The organism is Deltaproteobacteria bacterium, from assembly GCA_016875225.1.
Taxonomy (GTDB): domain Bacteria; phylum Myxococcota_A; class UBA9160; order SZUA-336; family SZUA-336; genus VGRW01.
The window spans coordinates 1-10,000 of the sequence record VGRW01000034.1 but is presented as its reverse complement, the minus strand read 5'-3'; the positions used below and the strand labels follow the sequence as shown (position 1 = coordinate 10,000).

The 10,000-nt window shown below is 65.2% G+C and carries 5 protein-coding genes and 2 rRNA genes (1 of these 7 cut by a window edge); 6 read left to right on the top strand and 1 reads right to left on the bottom strand.

Translation table 11 applies throughout. The annotated features are described in order from the left end of the window. The 3 genes from FJ108_10020 to FJ108_10010 form a co-directional block, all read left to right on the top strand. Window positions 1–2,050: ribosomal RNA gene (locus FJ108_10020) — 23S ribosomal RNA — on the top strand; it begins 933 nt to the left of the window's first position. Window positions 2,051–2,154: 104 nt separating this feature from the next. Beyond that, a 5S ribosomal RNA gene (rrf, locus tag FJ108_10015) occupies window positions 2,155–2,271 on the top strand. A gap of 620 nt (window positions 2,272–2,891) precedes the next feature. Next, complete coding sequence (locus tag FJ108_10010; protein MBM4336236.1) at window positions 2,892–4,541, top strand: hypothetical protein; 1,650 nt, start codon at window positions 2,892–2,894, stop codon at window positions 4,539–4,541. Window positions 4,542–4,566: 25 nt separating this feature from the next. Here FJ108_10010 and aroA read toward each other — a convergent pair whose 3' ends face one another. Then, complete coding sequence (aroA, locus tag FJ108_10005) at window positions 4,567–5,829, bottom strand: 3-phosphoshikimate 1-carboxyvinyltransferase (GenBank protein ID MBM4336235.1); 1,263 nt, start codon at window positions 5,827–5,829, stop codon at window positions 4,567–4,569. Window positions 5,830–6,057: 228 nt separating this feature from the next. Between aroA and FJ108_10000 the strand changes: the two genes are divergently transcribed. From FJ108_10000 to FJ108_09990, 3 genes are read left to right on the top strand one after another with little or no spacing between them, the layout of a single operon-like run. Then, window positions 6,058–7,662, top strand: coding sequence for a phosphoglycerate dehydrogenase (locus tag FJ108_10000; GenBank protein ID MBM4336234.1), 1,605 nt, complete (start codon window positions 6,058–6,060; stop codon window positions 7,660–7,662). 3 nt (window positions 7,663–7,665) lie between these two features. Continuing rightward, window positions 7,666–8,973, top strand: a complete 1,308-nt coding sequence (locus tag FJ108_09995; protein MBM4336233.1) for an adenylosuccinate synthase — start codon at window positions 7,666–7,668, stop codon at window positions 8,971–8,973. Further along, window positions 8,970–9,989 (top strand): hypothetical protein, encoded by a 1,020-nt coding sequence (locus FJ108_09990; protein MBM4336232.1) that lies wholly within the window; start codon window positions 8,970–8,972, stop codon window positions 9,987–9,989. Before FJ108_09995 ends, FJ108_09990 begins: the two co-directional genes overlap by 4 nt. The last annotated feature ends 11 nt before the right edge of the window (window positions 9,990–10,000 follow it).

The window sequence follows — 10,000 nt, the reverse complement described above, 5'->3', positions numbered from 1 at the left end:
TGGGCTAGGGGTCCTACCAGATTACCGAACCCAACCAAACTCCGAATGCCGGTGAGAGCAGTGCAGCAGTCAGACGTATGGGGGATAACCTCCATAGTCGAGAGGGAAAGAACCCAGACCGTCGGCTAAGGTCCCCAAGTGTGTGCTGAGTGGGAAAGGATGTGAGACCGTTTAGACAGCCAGGAGGTTGGCTTAGAAGCAGCCATCCTTCAAAAAGTGCGTAATAGCTTACTGGTCGAGTAGTCTCGCGCCGAAAATGTAACGGGGCTAAGCACGCCACCGAAGCCGCGGATTCACATCATCTTCGGATGATGTGTCTGGTAGGGGAGCGTTCCAGTAGCCAATGAAGGTCGACCGTGAGGACGGCTGGAGGTTCTGGAAGTGAATATGCGGACATGAGTAGCGATAAAGCGAGTGAGAAACTCGCTCGCCGTAAACCTAAGGTTTCCTGGGTAAAGCTAATCTTCCCAGGGTCAGCCGGCCCCTAAGCCGAGGCCGAAAGGCGTAGGTGATGGGAAACGGGTTAATAATTCCCGTGCCGCTAGCGTAGCGTTCGACCGAAGGGGGGACGGAGAAGGGTAGCTGTACCGCCTGTTGGATTAGGCGGGGAAAGTATGTAGGCGGGGTTCGCAGGAAAATCCACGAACCCATTCAACGCCGAGATACGAGACGACGGCATTTTGTCCGAAAGTCAGCAATCCCATGCTTCCGAGAAAAGCCTCGTAGGGAGTTGCGCTGGTGACCGTACCGCAAACCGACTCAGGTAGGTGGGGAGAGCATCCCAAGGCGCTTGAGAGAACTCTGGTTAAGGAACTCGGCAAATTGACACCGTAACTTCGGGAGAAGGTGTGCCTCGGTTGGTGAGAGGATTCACTCCTCGAGCTTTCCGGGGTCGCAGTGATCAGGGGGTAGCGACTGTTTACTAAAAACACAGCACTCTGCTAACTCGTAAGAGGATGTATAGGGTGTGACGCCTGCCCGGTGCCGGAAGGTTAAGGGAACTCGTCAGCCTCTTCGGAGGCGAAGCGATGAACCGAAGCCCCGGTAAACGGCGGCCGTAACTATAACGGTCCTAAGGTAGCGAAATTCCTTGTCGGGTAAGTTCCGACCTGCACGAATGGCGTAACGACTTCCCCGCTGTCTCAACCAGGGACTCAGCGAAATTGAAATGACGGTGAAGATGCCGTCTACCCGCGACTAGACGGAAAGACCCCGTGCACCTTCACTACAACTTCACACTGGCCGTCGGTCTTGCATGTGTAGGATAGCTGGGAGGCTTTGAAGCTGGGACGCTAGTCTCGGTGGAGCCAACCTTGAAATACCAGCCTTGTGTGCCTGACGTCCTAACCGAGACCCGTAATCCGGGCCCGGGACAGTGTGTGGTGGGTAGTTTGACTGGGGCGGTCGCCTCCTAAAGAGTAACGGAGGCGCACAAAGGTCCACTCAGGCTGATTGGAAACCAGCCGAAGAGCGCAAAGGCATAAGTGGGCTTGACTGTGAGACCTACAAGTCGAGCAGGGACGAAAGTCGGTCTTAGTGATCCGGTGGCACCGTATGGAAGGGCCATCGCTCAACGGATAAAAGGTACGCCGGGGATAACAGGCTTATGGCGCCCAAGCGTTCACAGCGACGGCGCCGTTTGGCACCTCGATGTCGGCTCGTCACATCCTGGGGGTGAAGCAGCTCCCAAGGGTTCGGCTGTTCGCCGATTAAAGTGGCACGCGAGCTGGGTTTAGAACGTCGTGAGACAGTTCGGTCCCTATCTGTCGTGGGCGCAGGAGATTTGAGAGGAGCTGTCCCTAGTACGAGAGGACCGGGATGGACGCAGCTCTGGTGTACCGGTTGTCGCGCCAGCGGCACAGCCGGGTAGCCATCTGTGGACGGGATAACCGCTGAAGGCATCTAAGCGGGAAGCCCACCTCGAGACGAGATCTCCCTCGGACTTCGGTCCGCTAAAGACCCCTTCGAGACCAGGAGGTTGATAGGCCGGGTGTGGAAGCGCAGTAACGCGCGGAGCTAACCGGTACTAATCGGTCGTGAGGCTTGACCTGAACCGTCGAAATTCGCTCGTGCACAGCTTCGGCTGGCGCGGAACATCAAACGATCATTTGCCCTGAGGGTCGACGAGAGTCGGCCCTCAGGGCAGCAAGTTTTCCCGCCGTCTATAGAGCGGGGGCCACACCCGATCCCATCCCGAACTCGGAAGTTAAGCCTCGCTTCGGCGATGGTACTGCCGGGCTTACCCGGTGGGAGAGTAGCGCGACGGTGGGTTCCAAATGCGAGACCCCGTTGGTCGAAAGACCAACGGGGTCTTTGCATATCTCCTGTCCGCTAGAGGCGTCCACACGCTCAGGATCGCGAGCGTGTGGCACACGGGCGGGAGTCGTCGAGCATCGCTCGAATCGACCGCTTCGCAGGGCGCAATGCCACCCAAGCGCTCCCTGTCAGCAGAATCACCGTGCCCAGCACCAGAACCGACGCCCCGATCTCCATCTCCGCCCCCCCTCGCACCTCGGCGATCGAGTTCATCATCGGCAGGAAGAGTCGACACTTGAGCGGACACCTGCCGGGAATAGCAGGACGACGATCCTGGTGGCGCTGGATGGTGCGCTGATCCCTCAAGTCGCTCCCGAGCGACTCCGAACACTCCCGGGAGGAACCCGGCCCACGAGCCGGGTTGGGAGGTCGGTGTGCTCAGCTCAGCCGGTGGTTTGGTTCGCGTTCTCGGCGCGCTGGCGCTCGTCGCTATTGCGACGATGGGCTGCGCGGACACGTCGTGGGAAGGCACTAGCCGCGAGAACACGGTCGCTGCCTACACCCGATTTCTCCGCGACAACCCCGAATCGGGTCATGCGAAGGCGGCCGAAGAGCGAATCGCCTTCCTTCGCGTGATGGCCCACAAGACGATCGAAGGTCACGAGCGGTTCCTGCAGACCTACCCGGCCACTCCGTTGGCGGCGGAGCTCTCGGCCGCGATGGAGCCGCTCTACTTCGAGCGCGCCCGTTCAGCGAACACGGCCGCCGAGTACCGCAGCTTTCTGGCCGCCTATCCGGACGGTCAGCTCGCGCGACGAGTGAAGGGGGATCTTGCCTACGTCGAGATGACGGCTGGTGTGCCCGACATCGCCGCGATGCGGGAGTTCCTCCGGGAGTTCCCCGAGAGCGACTTCGCCGCCGACGCCCAGCGGAGCTTGGATCTCATCGCGTTCAAGAACGAAACCACCGTCAAGCACCTCGGCATCCGCGTCGAGGTGGCGCCCAACGCGGCTCAGCCGCAGCGAGTCCAGCGGGGGTTCGTCTCCGTCGTCGCGCGCGAGTATCGCGAGCACGGGATCGAGGTCACGTTCATACCGACTGGAAGCGAGCCTTCACCGGACATGCAGGGCTGGATCCGGCTCGACTACGACGAGGCTCAGGCCTCTGGCACGTTCGGAGGCTCGACGATCCTGGCGCGTTGCCGGGTGCGCTTGTACAACAACGCTGCGCCAAACCAGCCGGTCTGGGATCGGACCTTCGAGGCTCCCGCAGAGCACCTGCTCAAGGGCACCCACGGTCGAGACAAGACCGTCTTCGGCAACTCCCGCTATCCGTTCTGGAAGCAGTTCTTCGTGCCCGTGTCGACCTGGGCAAGCACCGAGGCGCGCATCCAGCGCCTCGACTACCTGGAGGACGTTCGCGCCATCGACATGCGTGGAGACCGAATCGCAGTGCTCTTCTCTCGCGGCGGGTTCGACATGGTCGACGTCTCCTCGCCGCTCGACCCACGAGTGATCGACCGGTATCGACGAGACGACGACCTCTCGAGCTGGAACGGGATCAAGCTCATCGATGACGAGCACGTCCTCATCTACGGGCCGGACGGCGCCGAACTCGTCAAGCGGACTGCTGAGAAGCCGGTATCACTCGGAAAGTGGGAGGTTCCCGAGGTTGGCGCCATTTTCGCCGTCGACGCATTCGACGACACAGTTCTGATCGCCGGGAACAAGGGCGTCTTCGCGATTCGGACCTCGAGCGAGCGCAGGGTCGCGCATCGACTTCTCGAGGGGGTGTACGTCGGCGTTGATGTCCACAAGCCGTACATCTATCTCGTTCAGCCCACTCGCGTAGAGGTCACGTCTCCCAAGCACCTGCTCCGTCATCTGTCCGGCTCGCCGGTCGTGCTCTCGGACGGATTCACCGCCAAGGGCTCGCGCATCGCGGGAAATTCGCTGATGGTCTTCGGCAAGGACGAAGCTGTCGAACTCTCGCTTGCGAACCCTGCCCGACCTCAGATGGTCGGGCGTCTCGCTGCCGACGAAGTCGGCCGCGTCGTCGATCTCGCGGCGGACGGCGAGCGCACCTATCTACTCGGCGATCGAGGCCTGCAGATCGCGGATCCCTCCGGCCGGAGCATCTCCGACGCGGTCCAAGTTCGAGGGTCGCAGGCGATCGCGCGCCGGGGCCGGTACGTGTTCGTCGCTGGCGACCGCACGCTCGAGGTCGTCGACGTCGGCCCGTATCAGGTCAAGGACAACGCACCTGCGAGTCCTGCCGCGCAATAGACCGAAATCGTCGGTGAGGTCGCACTCACGCCGAGAGGCGTCGGAGCTCGTCGAAGAAGCCCGGGAACGTCTTGCGCACGCAGTCCGGGTCCTGGATCACGATCCCGTCGACGACGAGCCCGGCGACGGCGAAGCTCATCGCCATCCGATGGTCGTCGTAGGTCGCGATCCGGCACGGTGTGACTCGTGCAGGTGGATCGATCAAGAGATCGGTCTGGGTCGTCTCGACCTGCGCACCGAGCTTCCGCAGCTCCGTCTCGAGCGCCGCCATGCGATCGGTTTCCTTCAGGCGCAGATTCGGCACGTTCCGGATGGATGTGCGGCCACGCGCAAAGAGAGCGACCACCGCGAGCGTGAGCGCGCTGTCGGGCAGGGCATTCAGGTCGACGTCGATGCCGTGCAGATACCTCGGACCCCGCACCGCCATCCAGTTCGGTCCCCGTTCGACGGAGCAGCCCATGCGTTCCAGCACTTCCACGAAGCGAACGTCTGACTGCGCCGACGCGGGGGAGAGGCCCTCTACGCGGATTCTCCCCTCGGTGATCGCCGCAGCAGCGAAGAAGTACGTGGCAGCGGTCGCATCCGGCTCGATCACGTAGCTCCGGGTGCGATAACGCTGACCGCCCGGTATCCGGAAGCTGTCGTTCCCGAGCAGTTCCACCGAGATTCCGAAGGCGTTCATCACCGAGAGCGTCAGGTCGACGTAGGGGCGCGAGGTGATCTGCCCGGAGACGATCTCGACTTCGCCCTCCGCCAGCGGAGCCACCATGAGAAGTGCCGACAGGAACTGACTCGACTTGCTCGCATCCACGACCACGCGGCCGCCCCGCAATCGCCCGCCTTGGATCGTGACGGGTGGGCAGCCCGCCACTGTTCGGGCCGAGACCCCGAGCGACGTGAGCGCGTCCGCCAGATCCTGGATCGGCCGCTCCCGCATTCGCGCGACTCCATCGAGTACGACCCGGCCGCGCACGAGCGCCGCGCAGGCGGCGAGGAATCGCATCGTCGTCCCGGAGGCCCGGCAGTCGATCGGGTGCAGCGGGATCGCGAACTCGCCTCCCGTGCCGTTCACGAGCAGATCCGCCCCCTCCCGCTCGACGGTCACGCCCAGTCGCCCGAGGCCGTCGATCATGGCCGCGGTGTCGTCGCTCTCGAGCCACCCGAGGAGGCGACTCGTACCGGCCGCCAGCGCCGAGCAGACCAGCGCCCGATTCGTCAGGCTCTTCGAGCCAGGAATCCGAACCGTCGCGTCCGGTGGCGAGATCGTGGAGACGGCCAATTCCTGCATCGCGGCCGAACGTAGCACAGGGGCTAACCTGCTGAAACCGCTGGCAAAACCATTCCGGGTCCCGGGGGCGACCGCGTTGACCGGCCCGGCTCGAGGCGATAAAGTCGCGGCGATTCGCGCGCCGGCGCCCCCTCGGCCTTCGTGTGCTCCTGGAGTCCCGAGCTGCGGCTCGCGGTGCGCGACGATCGAACCAATTCAGTCGAGCAGCCTGAGAAAGGTGTGAGTGCGGTGACACGGGTACTGATCAGCGACAAGCTTTCGGACGAGGGACTCGCGGTTCTCGCGTCGGCCGAGGGAATCGAGTTCGACCACAAGCCCGGGCTCTCTGCCGACGAGCTGAAGCGGATCCTGCCCGATTACGACGGGCTGATCATCCGCAGTGGCACCAAGGCGTCGGCCGACGTGATCGAGGCCGGCAAGAAGCTCCGCGTGATCGGTCGAGCGGGAATCGGGGTCGACAACGTCGACCTCTCCGCGGCGACGGCGCGAGGGATCATCGTGATGAACACTCCCGAGGGGAACACCATCACGACCGCGGAGCACGCGATCGCGCTGATGACGTCGCTTGCGCGAAAGATTCCCCAGGCCACGGCGAGCATGCGCTCGGGCAAGTGGGAGAAGACCCGCTTCAACGGGAAGGAGCTCTTCGACCAGGTTCTCGGCGTGATCGGGCTCGGCAACATCGGATCGATCGTCGCCGACCGCGCGCGAGGGCTGCGCATGCGCGTGATCGCGTTCGACCCGCTCGTCTCCGAGGAGCGCGCGGAGCGTCTGGGCGTGGATCTCGTACCGCTCGACGAGCTGATCGCACGGTCCGACGTCATCACGGTCCACGTACCACTCACCGAGAGCACGCGCGGACTGATCGGACGGGACGCGTTCGCGAAGGCGAAGCAGGGCGTCCTGATCATCAACGCCGCGCGCGGAGGGATCGTCGACGAGCGGGCGCTTCTCGAGGCGATCGAGAGCGGAAAATGCGCGGGTGCGGCTCTCGACGTGTTCGAGGTCGAGCCGCCGCCGAAGGACCACCCGCTGCTGCAGTGCGAGGAGGTGATCTTCACGCCGCACCTCGGCGCCGCCACGGAAACGGCGCAGCTCAACGTCGCAATCGCCGTTGCGGAGCAGGTGCGCGACTACCTGCAACGCGGCGTGGTCCGGAACGCGGTGAACCTGCCGTCGGTATCCGCCGAGGACCTCGAGGTGCTCCGCCCCTTCATCGTGCTCGGCGAGAAGCTGGGGCTCTTCCAGGGCCAGGTCGCGACCGGCGGGGTCGCCGAGATCGAGGTCGAGTATTCCGGCGAGATCGCCGGTCTGAACGTCCAGCCGATCTCGATCGCCGTTCTGCGCGGCGTCCTCGCGCCGTGGTTCGGCGACGAGGTGAACTACGTGAATGCGCCCGTGATCGCCCAGAAGCAGGGGATCCGCGTGATCGAGACGAAGTCCACCGAGCCGGAGGACTTCGTCAGCCTGGTGACGGTGCGGGTTCGCGAGCGAGCCGGAGTCGAGCATCTGATCGCGGGCACGATCTTCGGCCGGACCCAGCCGCGAATCGTGCGCGTCGACGACTTCCGCTTCGAAGCCATTCCCGAGGGTCCGACGTTCCTGATCCGCAATCAGGACCGCCCGGGCGTGGTCGGTCACGTCGGAACGCTGCTCGGCGATGCCGGGATCAACATCAAGCGCATGCAGCTCGGCCTGCACCCGTCCACCTCGGAGGCGCTGCAGCTGCTCTCGATCGAGCCGACGCCGTCGGGCAAGGTCGTCGCGGACGTTCGGGCTCTCCCGGGAATCGAGACGGCGCTGCTGCTCGATCTCGGCGCGCGAGTCGTCTAGGCCATGCCGAACGTCGTATGCGTCGGCGCGCAGTGGGGTGACGAAGGGAAGGGCAAGGTCGTGGACCAGCTCGCCTGCCGCGCCGACCTCGTCGTGCGGTTCCAGGGCGGTCCGAATGCCGGGCACACGCTCGTCGTCGACGGCGAGACGACCATCTTGCACCTGATCCCGTCCGGAATCCTGCAACCCTCGACCCTGAATCTGATCGGGCCGGGCGTCGTCGTAGACGCCGACGTGCTCCTCGGCGAGATCGCGATGCTGCAGGCGAAGGGAGTGTCCGTCGGGCGCGAGCGCTTCCGCATCTCGGATCGCGCGCACGTGATCCTTCCGGTGCATTCAGCGCTCGACCGCGCGCGCGAAGAAGCTCGCCAGACGATCACGATCGGCACGACCGGCCGCGGCATCGGCCCGGCCTACGAGAGCCGGGTCGCGCGCACGGGCGTGCGCATCTCCGATCTTCTCGAGCCCGACACACTGCGCGAACGCCTGGAGCTTGCGCACTACGAGCGCAGCTTCCTGCTCGAGAAGCTCTACGGCTGGCCCGCGCAGCCCCTCGACGAGGTCTGGGAACGCGCGGTCCGCTGGGGCGAGAAGCTCGCACCCTACGTCGACGACGTTGGCGTCACGCTCGACGGCGCGCTCCGCGAGGGGCGCTCGGTCCTGCTCGAGGGAGCCCAGGGGACACTGCTCGATGTAGACCACGGCACGTACCCGTTCGTCACGTCGTCGACCACGCTCGCCGGCGGCGCCTGCGCCGGCGCGGGAGTCGGTCCCACGCGAATCGACTCCGTGCTCGGGATCAGCAAGGCCTACACCACCCGCGTCGGTGGCGGGCCGTTTCCGACCGAGGACACCGGCGCCGCGGGGCAGCACATGGGATCCGTCGGCCGCGAGGTCGGGGCCACTACGGGCCGCAAGCGACGCTGCGGCTGGCTCGATCTGGTCGTGCTCCGGCACGCCGTGCGCGTGAACGGAATCACGGGCATCGCGCTGCTGAAGCTCGACATCCTGACCGGACTCCCGGAGATCCACGCCTGTGTCGGCTACCGCGTGGCCGGCAAGGAGATCCGCGAGTTCCCCGCGAGCATCACCACGCTCGGCCGCTGCGAGCCGATCTACCGCAGCTTCCGCGGCTGGAGCGAGCCGATCGAGTCCGCGCGCAGCCTCGACGACCTGCCTCAAGCGGCGCGCGACTATGTCCGATGGATCGAGGACGCCCTCGGCGTTCCCGTGGATCTGCTCGGCGTCGGTCCGGAGCGCGACGCGACGATCGAGAGGCGCAACCCCTTCGATCGGCCGGCCAGGCGGTGACTCGACTCCTCCTTCCCGCACTCGCACTCGCACTCGCACTCGCGTTTCCCGCGCTCCAGGCGGGAGCGGCCGAGCCCGGCTGCGTCGCGCGCTGTCGGGAGATGGCCGCGAAGGGCGAGCTGCGCAGCGGAGTGAACGAGAAGGGCTGCGTCACGAACGTGTGTCAGGAGGACGGCCGGCGCTTCTACAAGAGCGGCGAGTTCGAGCAGGCGCTCGCGTCGCTGGACGTGCTCTCCACCTCGCTCGAGCGCAGCCCCTCCTACCGGCTCGACCGGGGGCTCGTCTACTACGCGCTCGGCCGCTTCGACGAGGCGCTCGCGGACTTCGACGCGTCGCTGGTGAACCTTCCCGATGCCTTCATCGCCTCGGCGCAGCGCGCCCACACGCTGATCCGCCTGGGCCGCTTCGACGACGCGCACGCGGGCTTCGCGAAGCTGCTCGACGCCAAGGCCTCCGCGCGAGAGTTTCGCGGCCTTCGCACGCGCTCCTACCTGCTCGGGAACATGGGCGTGATCGATCTGTTCCGCGGCGATGCGAAGAAGGCGAAGCAGGAGCTCGCGGAGGCGCTCCAGATCGACGGCCGCAACACGCAGGCCGCAACCTACATCTATCGCGTCCTGCCGCAGCTCGAGGCGGGAACGATCGACGCCGCCGGCCTCGCGTCGTTCTACGGCGCCACCGAGGATGCGGGCACTGGCGACCGGAAGCGCGCAGAGCGGGAGACCGCCGCCGTGATCGAGAAGTACCCGAAGTTCCCCGAGTCGTACTTCCTCGAAGCCGAGCTGCTGCGAAACAGCTACCGCTACGAGGACTGCGAGCGCATCCTCCGCGGCGGCGAGCGCGCGATCCCGAGCGAGATCGACCTCGCGGCCGAGCGCCTGCGCTGCTCGCTCCTGAAATCCGGCCCGACCAGCGCAGCCGCCAAGCCCGCGCTCGCCGAGCTCAAGCGCCTGAACCAGGACCACCCCGAGAACGTGCTCGTGAAGGAGATCCTCCACGCGCTCGATCTCTACTGATCGGCTGGGGG

Excerpts from the sequence above, each read along its gene's own strand:
- FJ108_09995 (MBM4336233.1), top strand. The coding sequence starts at position 7,666 with ATGCCGAACGTCGTATGCGTCGGCGCGCAGTGGGGTGACGAAGGGAAG.
- aroA (MBM4336235.1), bottom strand. The coding sequence starts at position 5,829 with ATGCAGGAATTGGCCGTCTCCACGATCTCGCCACCGGACGCGACGGTT.
- FJ108_10010 (MBM4336236.1), top strand. The coding sequence starts at position 2,892 with ATGGCCCACAAGACGATCGAAGGTCACGAGCGGTTCCTGCAGACCTAC.